13 protein-coding genes are annotated in these 18,900 nt (G+C 39.5%); 6 read left to right on the top strand and 7 right to left on the bottom strand.

Features of this window, described 5'->3' with window-relative positions:
• Positions 1-11: 11 nt before the first annotated feature.
• The 3 genes from ELS83_RS03460 to ELS83_RS03470 form a co-directional block, all read right to left on the bottom strand.
• A complete protein-coding gene (locus tag ELS83_RS03460) occupies positions 12-899 on the bottom strand; it encodes a c-type cytochrome (RefSeq protein WP_171594133.1) in 888 nt (295 codons plus the stop codon).
• Position 900: 1 nt separating this feature from the next.
• Positions 901-2,229, bottom strand: a complete 1,329-nt coding sequence (nrfD, locus tag ELS83_RS03465; RefSeq protein ID WP_171594134.1) for an NrfD/PsrC family molybdoenzyme membrane anchor subunit — start codon at positions 2,227-2,229, stop codon at positions 901-903.
• A 78-nt stretch (positions 2,230-2,307) separates the two neighbouring features.
• Entirely contained in the window at positions 2,308-3,201 is an 894-nt protein-coding gene (locus ELS83_RS03470) for a 4Fe-4S dicluster domain-containing protein (protein ID WP_216616350.1), read from the bottom strand.
• 639 nt (positions 3,202-3,840) lie between these two features.
• Here ELS83_RS03470 and ELS83_RS03475 point away from each other — a divergent pair.
• Both ELS83_RS03475 and ELS83_RS03480 read left to right on the top strand, forming a co-directional pair.
• Positions 3,841-5,232 (top strand): OmpA family protein, encoded by a 1,392-nt coding sequence (locus tag ELS83_RS03475; RefSeq protein ID WP_171594136.1) that lies wholly within the window; start codon positions 3,841-3,843, stop codon positions 5,230-5,232.
• Positions 5,233-5,278: 46 nt separating this feature from the next.
• Entirely contained in the window at positions 5,279-7,258 is a 1,980-nt protein-coding gene (locus tag ELS83_RS03480) for an outer membrane protein assembly factor BamD (RefSeq protein WP_171594137.1), read from the top strand.
• 101 nt (positions 7,259-7,359) lie between these two features.
• On the opposite strand, the gene ELS83_RS03485 is transcribed toward ELS83_RS03480, so the two are convergent.
• From ELS83_RS03485 to ELS83_RS03500, 4 genes are all read right to left on the bottom strand, one after another.
• A complete protein-coding gene (locus ELS83_RS03485; protein ID WP_171594138.1) occupies positions 7,360-7,719 on the bottom strand; it encodes a nuclear transport factor 2 family protein in 360 nt (119 codons plus the stop codon).
• Positions 7,720-7,763: 44 nt separating this feature from the next.
• On the bottom strand, positions 7,764-8,036 hold the full coding sequence (locus ELS83_RS03490; protein ID WP_171594139.1) for a hypothetical protein: 273 nt from the start codon (positions 8,034-8,036) through the stop codon (positions 7,764-7,766).
• 69 nt (positions 8,037-8,105) lie between these two features.
• Positions 8,106-9,449 (bottom strand): sensor histidine kinase, encoded by a 1,344-nt coding sequence (locus ELS83_RS03495; RefSeq protein WP_171594140.1) that lies wholly within the window; start codon positions 9,447-9,449, stop codon positions 8,106-8,108.
• The gene (locus tag ELS83_RS03500; RefSeq protein WP_171594141.1) at positions 9,439-10,800 is read right to left on the bottom strand and encodes a sigma-54-dependent transcriptional regulator; all 1,362 of its coding nucleotides are present in this window, start codon (positions 10,798-10,800) and stop codon (positions 9,439-9,441) included. The genes ELS83_RS03495 and ELS83_RS03500 overlap by 11 nt, the downstream gene beginning before the upstream one ends.
• A gap of 213 nt (positions 10,801-11,013) precedes the next feature.
• Here ELS83_RS03500 and ELS83_RS03505 point away from each other — a divergent pair, with 213 nt between their 5' ends.
• From ELS83_RS03505 to ELS83_RS03520, 4 genes are read left to right on the top strand one after another with little or no spacing between them, the layout of a single operon-like run.
• A complete protein-coding gene (locus ELS83_RS03505; RefSeq protein ID WP_171594142.1) occupies positions 11,014-11,706 on the top strand; it encodes an ABC transporter ATP-binding protein in 693 nt (230 codons plus the stop codon).
• A 50-nt stretch (positions 11,707-11,756) separates the two neighbouring features.
• Positions 11,757-14,075, top strand: a complete 2,319-nt coding sequence (locus tag ELS83_RS03510) for an ABC transporter permease (protein WP_171594143.1) — start codon at positions 11,757-11,759, stop codon at positions 14,073-14,075.
• 34 nt (positions 14,076-14,109) lie between these two features.
• The gene (locus ELS83_RS03515) at positions 14,110-16,515 is read left to right on the top strand and encodes an ABC transporter permease (RefSeq protein ID WP_171594144.1); all 2,406 of its coding nucleotides are present in this window, start codon (positions 14,110-14,112) and stop codon (positions 16,513-16,515) included.
• Between the two features lie 12 nt (positions 16,516-16,527).
• Positions 16,528-18,891, top strand: coding sequence for an ABC transporter permease (locus ELS83_RS03520; RefSeq protein ID WP_171594145.1), 2,364 nt, complete (start codon positions 16,528-16,530; stop codon positions 18,889-18,891).
• The last annotated feature ends 9 nt before the right edge of the window (positions 18,892-18,900 follow it).

The raw sequence follows: 18,900 nt of genomic DNA on the forward strand, positions 1-18,900 counted from the left end.
GCCTCTTCTATTTATGATTCTTCTCGTGCTCTTTTAATGTTTCTCAATCCGAACACGATAAACAGAAGTGCAAACCACACTCCAAACACCGAAACGAAAAATGTGATTTTTAACCAGATAGGAGCCATTCTGTCTGTACTCCAAATGTGACGTCCTTCGATGGCTGAATGAATCTCTGTTGGCATTGCTATGGCTAGATCTTGCTGAACTTTTGCTCTTGCAAACTCTTTGGTAGCTTTTACCAGTACATTTACTTTTCCTTCTGCATCACCAGGAAGTGCAGGGTCCACATCTACATAGGCAATTCCCAATTCATTGGTTTGTGCCTTGCCCAATAAATGTTTCCCAAAAGTTCCCATTACATAGGCGCTTACGCTTACTTCGGCTTGTGGTAGTTCCTCGGCCAGTACTTTAACCACCAGTTTGTCTACATTCTGATCGAAACTTAGCTTCATTGCATATACAGGAATTTCAACACCTTCCATATTTGGCAATTGCTGTTTGTAGTTTTCATTAAAGCTTCGAATGTAGGCTACAATGTTCCACAACTCGTCATCTGCGAAAGCATCTTCGAATTTTGGCATGCTTGCACGGCCCATTTTAATTTTATAGAACAAGGAGCCGTCGCTTTGAGCCTGAAACTGCTCAGCTGCCGGATCGCCCGGAGGTGGAGACATTGGGGTAAAATCGTCCTGTCCAGGTGTTCCGTGACATGATGTACAGGAGTTTTCGTAGGCAACTCGCCCCTCCAGTATCATATCATCATCGAAAAGGAAAGGGCTTAGGTTCTCGTTATCTTTGGCAGGTACTTGCCAATCGCTTTGTGCATTCACATTCGCCACAGCCAAAAAGCAAAGGCAGAACAGAATGATCAGTTTATATCTTTTATTGTTCTTCATCTTACTTGTTGTTATTGTGGTTCATTTCCTCTTTCACTTCCCAAATTGGAACAACTGGGAATAATTTTGCCAGTACGGTAATAATCATCAATACCAAAATAAATGATGCAATGGTAATGGCAATTTCTGGTGTAGTTGGTGAATATCCGCTCCAAGCTTCAGGAACATTTTGAATTGGATAGTAAGGTGCCAACTGTGTAGGAACTACAATCAATACTCTCTTGAACCAAGCTCCGGCCAAAATAATTACCGCAATAATGGTTAATGGCAGTGGCTTTCGCATTGGTCTGAACAATATCAGTAGGAAAGGGATAACCAAGCCGCCCAACTGAACCAGCCAGAACATTACAGAATCGTGTCCATAAAGCATTTCGTGTACATGCTTTGCATCGGCGGTATTGGCTTTATATCCGGGAACGATAATTTCATTGATATTGAAATATACATACACAAGGGCAACCAAAACCAATAGTTTACCCATACGGTCGAAATGATCGCTGGTGATATAATCTTTAAGTTTATAGTTACTGCGGAAAAAATACATGGCAATAATTACGGCTGCACAACCTGCTACGAATGCTCCCGATACGAAATAAGGACCAAAAATTGGAGAATCCCAACCCGATCGCAAGGTCATTGCAAACAACCATGAAGTTACGGTATGAATGGACAGTGCAATTGGAATAATCAAGATTAGAAGCATGCGTGTGTAGCGATTCATCAAACGGAATTGCTTTGCAGTGTTGTTCCAGCCCAATGACAAGCGCTGATACATTTTTTGCTGCCATTTTGGAACATTATTCAGCTTATCGCGACAAAGCGCAATATCGGGCAACATTGGAATATAAAGCAGTAAAGCACTAATGGCCACATAGGTTACCACCACAGCGATATCCCAAACAATTGGCGATTGTACTCTACCATGTATAAAAACGTTCAACAGACGATCGGGGCGACCCATATCGGTAATGATAATTAAACCTGCTACCATGGCGAAGGCAACAGCTACCAACTCGGCAATTCTGGAAACGGGTCTTACCCAGTCTACCTTCATCATTCCGAGTACCGATGAAACCAACATCCCGATAAGAGAAGTGGCAACAAAGAAAACAAAGTTGGAAATATAGATTCCCCAGGATACATAGTCGTGAAGACCTGTAACGCCCAATCCGTTTTGCAATTGTTGGTAATAGTAATACAAGCAGATTATAAGTGACACTGTAAGAAAGCCCATCCATAGCTTAAATTTGCCTCCCCAGTTCACATTTTTTAAAAGATCCTGATCAATTTGCTCCTCGCTCAGGTGTTCTTTTGCTATTGTTTCATTCATGTTATTAGTAATTAGTAAGTGGGTATTAGTCAATGAGCAATTGTATCCTTAATTGTTCATTACTACTTATTAATTGATTTATCCCTCACTCTCTCTTGGAGGCAAATAGTAAACGCTAGGTTTTGTTCCCAGTTCGGGCATAAGCGTATAGGCCGCATTCTCTTCCAGTAAGTGACTTAGGCGCACAGTTTTCTTTGTGGTTCCATTGGTAACCAAATCTTCGTTCTGATCGCCAAAATAGTATACCCCATTTGGACATGCCGATACACAATAAGGAAGTTTCCCATATCTTAACTGATCGGCAGAAAATGCACACTTGGTAACGGTACCTTTCTTCTGTGGAACATTCAGTTCCATATCGTAAGTAACATCAGCCATTTTATCGGAATTCTTAGGTTCTGTCCAGTTAAAGGTACGAGCCGAGTACGGGCAGGCTGCCACACAGAATCTACAACCTATACAACGCTCGTTGTCGATTAATACGATTCCATCCTGACGCTTGAAAGTTGCATCAACCGGGCATACCGATACACAAGGTGGGTTATCGCAATGCTGACATGTTTTCGGCATCCAGTAAGAGGTTTTCTTTACCGGATCTTCCATTTCCAGAACATTAAGGTGGTGCATTTCGGGTTTTAGCTGGTGTGCGCTCTGGCAGGCTTTCATGCACTTGCGGGCATTTTTACACTTGGCCAAATCAACAACCATTACAAATTTCTTTCCCGGAATTCCTTCGCGACCTCTTTTCTGTAGGTACGATAAATCCTGAATTTTATCTCCAGGTTTTAGGTGGGCTACGTCTACTTCTACCAATTTGTTATCGGCAGTAAGTACTTTTACTTTGTTACCGCTGGCTTGGTTTGAATCGCTACACCCCTGCAATAGCAAGGCCGATCCGGCAACGGTACTCGCTCCTGCAATACCCAATTTTTGCAGGAATCTTCTTCTCGACTTGTCGTTTTTGTTCGCCATGTTCATCTGTGACTTTTAGGTTTTCTTTTTTGCAGATGGAACATTCCGATGATGAAGGATCATGTCATTGTAGTAGCTTGATCGATCCTTGAATCACGGACGTTTCATAGATTTATTATTGAGTCTAGCTTTCAATAGATCTAATAAATATATGAATTATAGGCCTCTATGACTCCCGTTATGTTTAGATATCTAGATGTGTATTAATTAATAGTTTAAGATAATAAACTCTGAATACCCCATTTTTAAAACGATATAGCGCATTTTCGGATATAAAGATAATCTCATCGTTTTATGCAGTTTGTATTTAGAATAAATTTAGATTGGAAGGTTTAAAGCATGAATTGGTTATTGAGTTGAAATCGTAAATAAATTATAGTCTTGCAGAGCTTCTTGTATTCACAATTGGAAAAGCAGAGAAATATCCTTAATAATCTTGTTTTGAATATGTTTTGTTAATACATTTGAAATGATCGGATGAATTTAGGAGCATTCATTTCGTTTTGAATCCTTTAAAACAATCCATATCCTCCTATTTTCTTTATTGACAAACCTCCTGTAATAGCAATAAATATTGAGCAATTGAGATTTTGATTTTTATTATTGGAGAGCGATCGCTTAACTATAACTTTACTTATAATGAAGAACATCTACCTAAAGTATCTCATTGTATTGAGTGCTGTTTTTACCTGCTTTGGAAGCTATGCCCAAGTGGAAAATATGGTGCTTAATCCCAGCTTTGAAGAGTATGAAGAATGCCCCGAAAGCTACACTTTTATGGATAAGACTCACAAGCTGATTCCGAATTGGACCTATCCATCATTTACCACTCCCGATTATTTTAACGAATGTAGTTCTGGAGAAGTGGGCGTGCCCGATAATTTTGCAGGCTATAGCAAAGCCAAATCAGGCAAAGGCTACATGGGAGCCATTCTTAGTGGGAGCAATCGAAACTTCAGGGAATATTTTCAGGGCACTTTAAGCAGTCCGATGATTGAAGGTCAGAAATATTGCGTTTCATTTTGGTACAAACTGGCATCGGGAAGTAAGTTTGCGGTTGATCAGTTGGGCATGCATTTTTCTGAAACGAAAATCGCGAATGGCAACAAAAGCCATTTAAATTTTAAAGCTCACTTAAGCAATAAGGCAGGCCTTTTTCTTGATAATACGGAAGAATGGGTTCAGTTCTGTATGATATATACTGCCCAAGGTTACGAGGAGTACTTTATTGTAGGAAACTTTAAGAACTATGAAAACACCAACTATGTAGTTACCGGTCGTGATACCAAAAACAAAAAAGGCAAATCTTACGCTTACTACTTTTTCGACGATTTTGAGATTCGTCCTTTAGTTGATTGCACCTCATGCGCATGTGTTCCCAAAGGCTTGGAAACCGTAGTGATTGACTCTTCATATACAGGAGGTAAAAATCCTGTAACAGGCCAAATCAGCAAAATTATAAACGATGGTGTGATTAGCTTAGGCATATCAGGCGGGCAGCCTCCGTATAATATCGATTGGAGCAATGGAATAAAAAACAGCACAAAACTTAGCAATCTGGAAGCAGGTACATATACCTATCACGTAAGTGACCAAAACAATTGCCACTCGCATGGAAGCATAACTTTTATTGAGCCCGAATTGCCCAAAGATTTATTTAGCGAAGAGCTACGAAAAATTGAAGAAGGAGCTGCACTTGTTTTAGACAATATCTTTTTTGAAACCAATAAAAGTACACTTCTACCAACCTCTTTTGAAGAACTCGACAAGGTTGTTAATTTCTTACAAGAAGGAATTGTGAGTCAGATTCAGATTAGCGGACATACCGATAATGTAGGCTCAGATGAATTGAATGAGGGTTTAAGTCAGCGACGTGCCGAGGCGGTGGTAAAATACCTTGCTGACAAAGGAATCGATGCCAACAGAATGAAAGCCGCTGGTTATGGAGATTCAAGGCCCATCGATACAAATCAAAGTGTTGAAGGACGATCGAAAAATCGTCGTGTAGAATTTTTAGTCTTAAAAAAATAAGCCCCTACTTATGATTTCAAGAAAAATAAATATACTCATCCTTTTCATGCTAGTATCATTGCTTGGTTTGGCACAAAATCCGAAAAGGATATACAATAATTCTTTATTTAAAGGCATGGAAGCCCGGGCTAAAGCTGATATTGACAGTGAGTTTGCCAAGGCCAAAGCTAATTTTGAGAAAGTATTGGCAAAAGAGCCTGAATCACCAATGGCAAATATTGGAATGGCCGCAGTTTACGCTTTCGATCAATATTCTGGTAAAGATTACTTTTATGCCTTACAATATTTTCAGAAGGTATATGAGGCAAAACCTCAGTTTTCTGAAGAAGACAAAGAAGTTTTAAATGAATTGTTTACGAGACAAGATAAGAAGCGCAAAAACAGGCCCATAGCTAAAAACATGGACTGGGAATATCAATATCTCGAGGAGAAGTTAATCAAGTTTGTGAGGGAGGAGAACAATGCCGATCATGCAAAGAGATTTTTAAAAGAATTTCCAGAATCGAAATACTACACCAATGTGTCGCACATATTAAGCTACATTAAATTTCGTGAAGCAGAGACGCAAAATTCTGTTGAGGCTCTTGATCAGTTTTTAAAAGATTATCCTGAATCGGCTCAAGTTAGTATTGCAACTAAAATGCGAAACGACCTGGCTTATCAGCATGCGATTAGTAAAGGCACATTAAACGATTTGCGCATTTTTGTGACCAATTACCCTGAAGCACAACAAGTAAATGCGGTAAAGAAACGCATGGCAGAATTGGCCTTTAAGGAGGCATCTGCACAAAAGACACTTGAGGCCATCGAGAATTTTATGGCAGACTTTCCCAATTCTTCGAAAATATCAGCAGCTAAAATCTTAAAGAAGAAATTGCTTTTTGAATGGGCCAAAAGTGTAAAAAGTTTGGAGGCTTACAACAAATTTGTGTCTTTATATCCCGAAGGAGAACAATACATTGATATTTTTAATTTGAAAGCCAGCATTTTGGGAGAAGAGATGCTGGCAGATTTTCCAGGGGAAAATTACCAATTTGCTAAAGGATTTGACAATCAGGAGTTCAAGGATTTTGGGGGTGGAATTGCCACACGCCCCAATGGAGAACTTGTGGTGGTTTCGGCCACTCCAAAAGCCGAAAGAGAAATGTACGACTCCTGGATTTTAGGTCTGGATGCCAATGGAAAAATGCTCTGGAATAAGATTTTGGGAAATCCCTTCGATGATATTGTAAATAAAGTGAGCGTGAGTGCTCAGAATGAAATTTATGTGGCAGGCATTACCAATGCCATTGTTGATAGTGTGGCAGGGCAGGCATGGATTTACAAGCTTGCTGCCAATGGGCAGAATGTATTCAATCAGAAAGTAAGCATGGCTGAAGCGCTCGATTTTATAGTGTACCCCAACAATAACATATTAATTGCCGGCTATACCAAAAATGCAGAAGACTCCTTGTTCACTCCTGCCCTTGTAAAGCTAAATGCCAATGGCAAAAAACTGTGGTCGCGTAATTATACTAATAAAGGCAAAGTGTATGCTTTGGCAAGCGATACTGTTTCAAACAATGCTTTTGCCGCAGCCGGGAACTGGATTTTTGCCATCGATGCGGCTGGTTACTTAGAATGGGATGTCGTACTGCCCGAAGATCAGCAGGCCACTGCCATTGGCATAAATGCCAACAAAAAAGTTCTCTTTTCTGGATCGACGGCTAATGGCGCCTATGCGGCAACTTACGACTGCCTTGGTAAAAAACTTTGGGAAACGCCACTAGCGTTTTCAGGCGAAGGCATGCCTGAGCACGTGGTGACTTTGGCCGATCAAAGTTTTGTGATTGCCGGCACCTACAATAAGAAAATAAAACTGGTGCAGATTGATGAACTGGGCAATGTGAAAAGTGAAAAAGAATTCAGTTTGCCGCAGGGTGTAGAACTGAATGATATTGCAGTCTGCGATGCCAATGCTGTAGCCATTAGTGCCAGCCGATTAGGAGACAAAGCTGATTTGATGGTGTTTAAATTGATATTGTAAGCAAAAAATCACGATAGAGTGAAGGGCGAGCTTGTGGCTTGCCCTTTGTTTTTTTCCATAGAAAATTCTAACTGGCTTGTAATTTTCGATCATCTATCAAATCACTCCTTTGGAATAGGCAAACCTTGCATCCTCAGAAAAGAAAGCTTATCCCAATAGCCTCGCTGCAGAATGATTTTGTCGCCTGAAAACTGGAAGAAACCACAGCCTCTCAGACCGAGTGGATCTTTCCACTCCAATATGGCCCAATCGCCATCTTCGAAAATATTTTCTACAATGCAGGTCATATCTGCGGCAGCAAATTCTTCGGCAAACATATTTCGAATGGCTTCTTTGCCTTTTACAGGTTCGTTGGCCACCTGGTGGTTTAGGGCATCCTGGTGGTAAAAGTTTGCAATCTGGTCGGCATCGCCTTCATTAAAGGCCTCAACCCAGTTTTGTAGGATTTGTTTGGGTGTCATTTTATTGATTGATATTGGGGTTTATTTATGAGTTCTTTTGTAGATTATTTCAAAATCAGAAGTAAGGCAACAATTAATAATACACTCACCACAAAACTGGCAATGTAATACCTTCTTTTTTCGAGCATGGCTTTGCTGCGAATTCCTTCTTTCAGGATCTCCATTTCTGCTTTGGGGATCTTTTTAAAACGCACAAAGGTTCGGCGCTTCTCCTTAATCGGGATATTCTCGCGAAAACCTTCCTTATTAGAGGTCAGTTGAGATCGGTTGCCTCTTAGGCGGCGAATCATATCAAATATGTGACCAGCTGAAGACATGAAAAAGATTTTGAATTGTTAGCAACATAAAAGATAAGAATTGCAAATCATATACTGATCATATTTCCATTAAAATCTCAACTTAAACACCGTTTGTTTTGGCTTTGAACTGCAATACAAACTTCCGCCGTGAGCACGAAGAATTTGTCGAGAATAACTCAAGCCAACACCGCTGCCATTGGTTTTGGTAGTAAAGAATGGAATGAAAATTTCATCGGCAATTTCGGCGGGTATTCCCGGACCATTATCGAGCACATTGATTTCACAATTTTGCCCTTTCCTACTGCAATTCACAACAATTTTGCCTTGCTCAGCTTCTCCATTAAATGCTTCTTTTGCGTTCTTTACCAGGTTAATAATTACCTGTACAATCATCTGTTCATCGGCAACAAAATCGAATGATCTTTTTGGAGTTTGAATTTCCAAATTGCCAGCAAACTCCTCCTTAATCGGCGAAAGCAAAATGCTTAAGCGATCGAAAAAATCGATAGAATTTACCTTACCCATAATTGGTTTTGGTGGTTTCGACAGCATTCTGTACGATTTTACAAAATGAATCAGTGCCTCGCTCATTTCGGTAATCACCCCCAATCCGCTAATGGTTTTTGCCACATTCATGTCATCCTTTTGCGCCTCATCTTCCTTCACTTGTTCTTCCCAAATCCGCTTTAGCGATTGAGCAATAGAAGTAACCGGAGCCAGTGAATTCATAATTTCATGGCTCAAAACACGAATCAGTTTGATCCAGGCATCCACCTCTTTGCGTTCCAGTTCTCCGCGAATATCCTGCAAAGTAATTAGTTTTATCAGTTCGTTATCGATACGAATTTCGGAGCAAGCAGTACTAATCTGAACCCGCTCTTTGGGTGTCGAAAGTTCCAAAACCTGTTTCTGTTTGTTGCCAATCTCAAGCAAAGCTTTTGTAAATCGGGTATCCATTCTGTTGAGCTGACTGATATGGGTAAGCGCAGGCAAGCCCAACAATTCGAGGGCAGCGGAATTCACATCGCTAATGTGTGTATTTTCCGATAAGACCATCACTCCGGTTGAGATGTTCTGCAAAATCTCACCAAAATACTTTTCCCTGATTCTCGATTTGGTTTGTACCTGTTGCAGGATGCCATTCAGCTCGTTTAAACTGCTGTGTAGCTCGTTGATTATTTTATTGCCCGATTTTTCGGGGAAACGCAAGCTGGTATCTTCATTTTTAATGGCTTTGATAAAAAAATCGATCTGCTTGTGGGTTTTGTTCAGGAAGCGATGCAATTCCCAGACTTCCACCATCAGAAACAAAGCAGAAAATCCAATGCTAATGTATGCTGTTGTGGCTATTGAATGCCCACACCAAATGGCGGTGATCAACAAAACTGAAATTCGCAGAATAAGCGCCAGGTTGTAGTTTTTATAGCCCATATTTCTTGATTTTATTGTAGAGGGTTTGACGAGAAATTCCAAGTTGGCCTGATACGGCAGAAAGATTGCCGGCATGTTTTTCAATGGCCGAAGCAATCAGCTGTGCTTCCATATCTTCCAGGGTTCCTCCAAAATTGTTCACATTGTTTAGTTCATCATTTTTGAATACAAAATCGTTGGCCGCTAGCTGTGGATGATCCGATAAAATCACCGCTTTTTCGACCGAATGTTGCAATTCTCTTACATTTCCCGGCCAGGCATAATCTGTAAGCTTTGCAATGGCCTGGCTGGTAATTTTCAAATCTTTCCCATACTTATCGGCATATTTCTGAACAAAGAATTCGGCCAGTTCCGGAATGTCATCTTTCCGATCGCGCAAAGGTGGCACTTCAATATGAATGGTGTTGATACGATACAAAAGATCTTCCCTGAATTTGCCATCGCTTACCATCTGTTGCAGGTTGCCATTGGTTGCACAAATCAAACGCAAATCGACCTTGGTTTGCGAATTGTCTCCCACTTTTGTAAGCAAACGATTTTGCAGCACCGATAACAATTTGGCCTGCATGGGCATGCTCAAATTTCCAATCTCATCCAGAAAGAGTGTGCCTTTGTTGGCCGCTTCAATCTTTCCCATTCTATCAGAATGTGCATCGGTAAAAGCGCCTTTTTTGTGTCCAAACAATTCGCTTTCAAACAAACTTTCAGCCACAGCGCCCATATCCACACTCACCATTACTTTATTCGATCGTTTCGACAGACGGTGAATTTCTCTGGCAATCAGCTCCTTTCCCGTTCCATTCTCTCCTGTAATCAGCACATTGGCATTGGTATCGGCAACCTTTCGAACCATTTTCATGGCACGTTCCCATGTAGCCGACGAGCCAATCAAATCTTTGCTATTTCCATTAATTTCTTCAATCAGCTGCTTTTCTTTCAGCTGCATCTTTTTCAATTCCTTTTTCGATTGACTCAATTTGCAGGCCGTATCAACGGTAGCAATCATTTTTTCGTTGTCCCAGGGTTTCAGCACAAAATCGGTAGCTCCCAAACGAACTGCTTTCACTGCCAGTTCCACATCGCCGTAAGCGGTAATCATTACAACGCTTACACGCGGATATTGCTCCAGAATCTGGCTCAGCCAGTAAATGCCTTCATTGCCGTTGTTAATTCCGGCGGTAAAGTTCATATCCAGTAAAACCACATCGTAGTCGTTCGATTGCAATTCGGCAAACAAGGTTTTGGGCGATGATAAACATTTCAGATTTGCGCAATAAGGCGATAGTAAAAGGTCAAGAGCACTCTGTACACTCCTGTTGTCGTCGACAATTAAGATGTTCGATTTTTTCATGAAGAAAAGATAGGTTCGGGTTCGTCTATTATGATTGTTCCCCTAAATTAATCAGCTTTTCAAAATATTTGACATACACTGTCTAATATTTTTACACCCTCATGCCACAAGCTACACCTTACATGTTGACTTTCTGTTTGTTACAGGTTTCGGCACAGCATTCGCAATGCTAAGCAATAAATTAATGAATCCATTATTTATAAAACAAAGAATATGATTTCTATTAAGAATTTATCGAAAGTTTTCAGAACTGATGAAATTGAAACTTTGGCCCTAAACGATGTGAATCTGGACATCAAAGAAGGCGAATTTGTAGCCATTATGGGACCTTCGGGTTGTGGCAAATCTACTCTTTTAAACATTTTGGGGTTACTCGACAATCCATCGGAAGGAGAATACAATTTTAAGCAAACTGCTGTTGCGAATTTAAAAGAAGGTCAGCGTACCGATTTGCGAAAAGGGAATATTGGTTTCGTATTTCAATCTTTTAACCTGATTGATGAGCTAAATGTTTCCGAAAATGTGGAAATGCCATTGGTATATCAGCGTATCAGCTCTAAAAAGAGAAAAGAAATGGTAAGTAATGTCTTGGATCGCATGAACATGAGTCACCGAGCAAAACATTATCCACAGCAATTGTCAGGTGGTCAGCAACAGCGTGTTGCCATTGCCCGTGCAGTAGTTTCCAACCCGGGTTTGATACTTGCCGATGAGCCTACCGGTAACCTCGATTCAAGAAACGGACAGGAAGTCATGGAACTGCTTACAGAACTAAACCGCGAAGGAACAACCATTATCATGGTAACTCACTCAACCAAAGATGCGGGTTATGCACACCGAATTATCAACCTGTTTGATGGAAAAGTAGTCACCGAAGAAAGTGTGGTTGCCGATCAGGTATTTTAGAGTTCAAACCTACTAACAATCCTATTTCCTAACTCTCTAATTTCTTTATCATGATATCAAAACATTTAAAAACCTTCCTTTTACACCTTTGGAAAAACAAACTGTATAGTTTCATTACCATTTTTGGTTTTTCCATTTCCTTAATGTTCATTCTACTATTAAGCATTTACATTAAGAATGAATATTCTGCCGATCAGTTTCATGAGAAAAAGGATAGAATTTTTAGATTGACACATGGTGAAGAATGCGGCTTTGCACCTCCATCGGGACCTCTTTTGATGGACAAATTTCCAGAAGTTGAAAACTATGCCAGAACCAGAGCTTTCGACGGATTCTTAAAATCAGGAGATAGTTCAAAGTTGAAAGCAAGCCTCATGTTTGCTGATTCTTCCTTTCTGAACATCTTCACTTTTAAGATGATAAAGGGGAATTCTAAAAACGCTTTGTACCGAAAAAACAGCATAGTTCTTACCAAAACATTTGCTTATAAAATGTTTGGTGGGCTTCCCGAAATTGGAACAAAAGTTACTTTAAACGACATTGCCGATCTGGAGGTGAGTGGAATTATAGAGGATGTCCCAACAAAAACACATTTTAAATCATTCGAAGCACTTATCCACTTCCCAAGTATGGGAGAAATTTTTGAGATTGAAAATTTTCTTACTTCATTCGGGAGTAATTCCTACGGATTGTACATCCTGGCCAAGCCTGGCACTCATTTTCCCGCTAAGGCTAACGAAATTCTTACATTATTCAAAGAAGTAAACTGGATGTTTAAACAAGGCTACGCAAAGAGCCTGGAAGTAGAGCCCATTGCGGATTCCTATTTTAGTAAATCAACTTCATATAATTCCCAAAATAAAAGCAAACGCTTTGTTTTGGTTCTATCGGGAATTGTGATTTTAATTTTAATACTCTCTATTTTCAATTACGTAAACTTAACGGTAGCACAATCCTCATTCCGCAGTCGGGAAATTGCAATTAGAAAGCTTATTGGCGGCAAAAAGCACATCTTACTAATGCAGAGTTTATTGGAATCAATCATTGTCTGTTTTATAGCTCTTGTACTTGCTATCCTATTAAGCTTTCAGGTCGAAACCATATTCAATTCCCTTTTAAATACTGATATTAACCTGTGGAACGAAATTAACGTGGCAAATATCACCAGGCTCATACTTTTTATGGTACTTGTAGCCTTAGTGGCAGGAATTGTTCCTTCCCTAAAAATTGCCAGCTTCGATCCTATTGAAGTTATGAAAGGAAAGTATCGCATGAAGGAAAAGAGTGTCTACTCAAAACTCATGATTTGCTTCCAATATGTAATTATTATCAGCCTGATTACCTGTGCTTTTTTCATTCATAAGCAAACCTCTTTCATGCGGAACTATCAGTTGGGTTTCGAAAAGGAAAACATGCTGACCTTTGAATGCGAGATCCCTGCAAAAAAGCAGAGAGTTCTACAGGAAATTCTACAAAAAATTCCAGGTGTAGAACATGTTTGCCTGACTTGTGGTACTCCTTTAGATGGTGGTAACAATAGCTGCTTTACCTACAATGATAAGCAGGTGAGCTTTCAGTACTTTTATGTAGATACTACTTTCTTTAAAATGATGAATATTCCGGTTCAAAAAACCGGGGTTGGATATGCAAAGAATATGTGTTGGATCAACCAAAAAGGTCTGAAGGAATTAGGCTTGCCAGAAAACGCGAGCAATTTTAAACGAAATGACCAAAACTACCCAATTTATGGTATTGTTCAAGATTTTCATTTCAGAGATTTGAAAAGTGAACTGGGACCAGCCCTGTTTCGAATTCTTAAGCCTGAGGATGCTGCATGGAGCTTTACCATTAAAATGAATGGTGCAAACAATTATGAAACCATTCAGCACATCAAAAAAGCTCATAGCAATTTCACCAATGGCGTTCCTTTAAAAATTGATTTTTTCAACGAATCGGTTCAATCCTGGTACGATAAGGAAGAAAAGACGGGTAAAATCGTGAAATATTTCGCTTTGCTTACCATTATTATTTCGGTAATGGGATTGTTCGCCATGGCCTTGTACTACGTGCAGCAAAAACAAAAAGAAATTGGTCTTCGAAAAGTAAATGGCGCCAAAACGCATGAGATTATGAGAATGTTGAATAAAGACTATTCCAACTGGGTGCTTATTGCCTTCGTCATTTCATGCCCCATTTCATACTTTGCCATGAACAGATGGCTCGAAAACTTTGCTTACAGAACTGAATTAAGCTGGTGGATTTTTGCCTTAGCAGGAGTTATTGCCATGGGCATTGCGCTGCTTACCGTTTCATGGCAGTCGTGGAGAGCTGCAAGGAGGAATCCTGTTGAGAGTTTGAGATATGAATAGTACAAGTTTGCTTAATCACAAATAATCTGTCCTAATGATAACAAGCATATTAAAATACAAATTCAATAAATTTTTCCATTCTGACAGGAAGGTTCTAGTTAGTTTGTTGGGTCTGGTAATCGCTCTTATGGTCGTTATCATTATAGCAGGCATAGCTCATTTCGAATTGGGTTTCGACAAGCATTACAACAACTCACAGAACATTTACAGGATTCAAAACAATCGTATCTATAGCAAGCTCGAAGATAGAAGTGCGGGTTGTCCGCCGGCAACAGCTCCAAGCATTAAACAAGAAATCAGCGGAGTTTCTGAAGCAACAAGAATACGCCCCTTGTTTAATTGCGTACTAAACATTACGAAGAATGGCATTCCCAATCCTTTTAATGAAACAGGAATTTACTATGCCGAAAGCTCATTCTTTAAGATCTTTAATCAGGATTTTCTGTTGGGAAACCCGACCGAAGCTTTGAAAGAAGCAAATACTGCAGTTATTACAGAATCCTTTGCCGAAAAACACTTTGAAAGTAAAGATGTTCTTGGAGAATCGTTTACCTGTAATAGTGAAGAAGGAGAAGTAAAATTACGAATTGTTGGGATCATTAAAGATGTAAGGCCCGATTCCTATTTTCAATTCAATTGCCTGATTTCATATCCAACATTAATTGAGCACAATGCCGATGCTCAATATTCATGGGGCTGGAATGCATTCAATACATTTGTTCTTGTAGAGCCGACAGTTTCTATCGGCCATATCGAACAACAGTTAGAAGAGCTTGTAACAAAATACCAATTATCGCGTGACGAAATGAAACGTGTTTTCACACTTCAAGCTTTAACTGATATTCATTTAAACTCAAAGTTGAGACATGAAATAGGGGTTCGCGGAAATTTGTTCTCATTAAAGGTTCTAATTGCCATTGCTCTCTTTATTTTATGTGTTGCCTGGATCAATTACATTAATATTTCATCGGCCAAATCGAAAAAAGAACTCATGGAAGCCGAAATGAAAGCCATTTTCGGAAACAAAAAATCTTTACGATTTATTGAGAGTATTTTTGATTCGGTATTACTGAATACCATAGGACTCATTGTATCGATCATTTTACTACAAGTTCTTAGTGCTGAGTTGAATCAGCTTTTCCAGATTAGCTTGCCGAAAATTTCCATTTCAAAATGGTTTCTTCTCATTGCTTGCACCTATCTAATTGCAATTATTTCTGGCTTAATACCAGCCTTTTATCTTGAAAGAAGCTTTACATTTAAACGCAAGGCGAAAGCCAATGTAAATCAACGTTACTTAGGAGTAAGGAATGCCTTGGTGGTGTTTCAGTTCACGGTTTCAAGCATCTTTATCATTACCACTTTGCTTGTGCTGCAACAAATCATGTTTATGGATAAAAAGCAGGAGAAGCTTAATCTTAAAAATATTGCCACCATAAGTTCGCTCAACTCCAGTAAAGATCTGCAGAAAGCACAGAGTACTTTTATGCAAGAACTAAGCAGAATACCAGAAATTACATTTGTTTCTACATCCTCATCAATTCCTGGTGGAAATTATTCAAATGTAATTGGTGGCATCAGGCCAATTGGAGTGGACTTAGACAAAGGAATCAAGTGTCATTTTATTGATGTAAGTGAGAATTACTTTAAACTCTACAATATTAAGCTGTTGGCTGGAAGAACTTTTTATTCCAACACAACAAACCCGTCCAATTCAGTAATTGTGAACCAAAAAGCAGCCTTGATGCTAGGTTATGAAAAGCCGTCCGAAATAATCGATAAAGAGATCGTGATGGAGGAGTTTTTTGGACTGAAAAGAACGATCATTGGAGTCGTGGAAGACTTTAATCACCAAACTTTAGATGAACCCATTCAACCACTAATTTATCATTACAAAAAAAGCGGACAGTATATCTCTATTAAACACAACGCTCCATTAAGCGCTGATGTAACACAAAAAATTAAATCTATCTGGAATACCTACTGTCCACAACAGGCTTTTGAACTGCAAAATAATGATCAGTATTACGCATTGAAATACGCCAAACACAAAAAATTCAGCAAACTCAGCAGCACTTTTGCGCTCTTAATTATTCTAATCTCCAGCATTGGTTTGTATTCTCTTGCCCTTTTTTCAATAAGCAGCAGAACCAAAGAAATTGGGATTCGAAAAGCCAATGGCGCCAAAACTCATGAGATTGTAAGTATGCTCAACAAAACATTTATCCGCTGGGTTGTGCTTTCTTTTGCCATTGCTTGTCCAATAGCATGGTATATCATGAATCAATGGTTGCAAAGTTTTGCATACAGAACTCAAATTAGTTGGTGGATCTTTTTCCTTGCCGCAGGAATTTCAATAGGAATTGCACTCCTAACGGTTACCTGGCAATCGTGGAAAGCCGCAAAAAAGAATCCTGTTGTGAGTTTGAGGTATGAATAAATCAAAAAAGAAATGAATATGATTGGATACTATATAAAATCAGCCATAAAGAGCCTTTGGGCCAATGGAAAATTCTCATTGATAAATATCATTGGATTCTCCTTTGCCATCTCGGTTTGCCTGGCCATAAGCCTGTTTGTGATTCATGAGTATTCCTACGATAAATATCATGAAAATGGGGATAGAATATACCGTTTGGTAGATTCAAAGCTCAAATCGAGCAGTATCGATTACCGCACGAAAGATTTGTTGGTGGAAAATTTCCCTGAAATAGAAAAAGCATGCATTCTGCATTGCACCTACTTTAAGCCCATTATTAATGTTGGAAATCAATCCTATTATATGGATCAGTTCCTGTCTGCCGATGCGGACCTATTCCAGGTATTCGATATTCCTTTAATCCTGGGAAACAAGGAAAAGCCATTTACAGATTTAAATTCTGTGTTGATATCGGAAAGTACTTCGAAACTGCTTTTTGGAGATGAAAACCCGCTGGGTAAAGAGATTCTTTACCAAAGAGAAACCCGCCTGGTGGTTACGGGAGTATTTAAAGATATGCCCGAATCGTCGAGTATAAAGGCCAGGTTTATTGCCAATGCCGCAAAAAAGGAATTTCGCTTTTCCTTCTCCTGCACTCAATATGCCGATAAAAGCACACACCGATATCCATTCAGGATCTACTTTTTACTGAATGAGAAGAGCAATCCTGAAGATTTCAGAAGCAAACTTGTCGAGAAATCGGCAGCCTTACAACCTTATGTGCATGAAGCCGATTTATTGGCATTAAAAGACATGTATCTTTTTGATACGACCAAAGGGAGTCAAAATAAAAGAGGCAATTACAAGCTATTGCAGATATTGGGTTCCATTGCAGTAATCATCCTGATTTTAGCCATTGTAAACTACATAAACCTGGCATTGGCACAGCAGAAAAAGAAGAACCGAATTAGTGGAATTAAGAAAAGCTATGGCGCATCGGGCAGCCATTTGTGGGGACAATTTATTACAGAGGCCATCCTGATTTCAAGCCTTGCCTTTCTGTTTGCATTCTTGCTTCTTTGGATGCTTTCGCCTGTTTATGCACTGGTCTTTAACATTCCTTTCAATATCGATATTTTTGTGCATCCATTTTTGATTCTTGCGCTTTTTGCAAGCATTTTATTGCTTGGTTTTCTGAGCGGATTTGCTCCTGCCTTTATTCTTTCAAAGGTGAGTCCCATAAGCGTGATGCGAGATACCAACTCAAAAGGATCGAGTAAATCTTACTCCAGGAATGCGTTAATCGTATTCCAGTTTAGCGTGTCCATTGCCTTAATTGTTTGTGTAATTATTGTTGAAAGGCAGATGTATTACGTAAAGCATAAAAATCTTGGTTTCGAGCCTGAATTATTAATTAGGTTACATTCACCTATGCAAACGCCTAAAGATTTTCAGCTGCTAAAAAGCTTTGTATCCGAAATTCAAAACAATCCAAACATTGAAAATGTAAGTCTTACCAAAGGAAACCCCGGTGGTGTAACCTTATGGATGGGCGTGGGAGAAGATTACTGGGATCAGGAAACCTACATCCCAACCATTGAAGTAGATACTTCTTTCATTTCCACTTTTAAAATTAAGCTGATAGAAGGACGAAATGCCCAACCACACGAAATGGGTAAAGTATGTCTTGTAAACCAAACTTTTTACGATTACTTCAGAATGGATAACATCATTGACAAGAGATATGCAAACTACGACGATGATGAAGGCTACAAAATTATTGGTGTGTTTGAAGACTACAACTATTCGTCATTACACGAGAAAATTGAGCCAATGGCGATGATTCTGCAAGATGATCAACCCAATGCAGTTTCGCTGAGAATCAATTCCAACAATATTTCCGAAACCATGGATTATTTAAAAACGAGTTGGGACCGAGTCCTTTCTTATTATCCGGTTTCCATGAGCTTCTACAAAGAAAGGTATAACAAGATGTACAAGAAAGAGGAGCGATTGGGGAAAACAATTAGTCTGTTCGCCCTTTTGGCCATAGCCATTTCTTGTTTTGGCATACTGGGTCTTTCCATTTTCTCGGCCGAACAGCGCACCAAAGAAATTGGAGTAAGAAAAACCAATGGAGCCAAAACCTACGAAATTATTCAGATGCTGAACCGCGATTTCCTGAAATGGGTAGCACTTTCTTTTCTCATTGCAAGCCCAATTGCCTGGTATATCATGAACAAATGGCTGCAAAACTTCGCCTATAAAATTGAACTCAGCTGGTGGATTTTCGCCCTGGCCGGAATCATTGCCCTGGGCATTGCACTGCTTACGGTTTCGTGGCAGTCGTGGAGGGCAGCAAACAGAAATCCGGTGGAAAGTTTGAGGTATGAATAATGAGAAACT

The organism is Marinifilum caeruleilacunae, assembly GCF_013141825.1.
Lineage (GTDB): Bacteria > Bacteroidota > Bacteroidia > Bacteroidales > Marinifilaceae > Marinifilum > Marinifilum caeruleilacunae.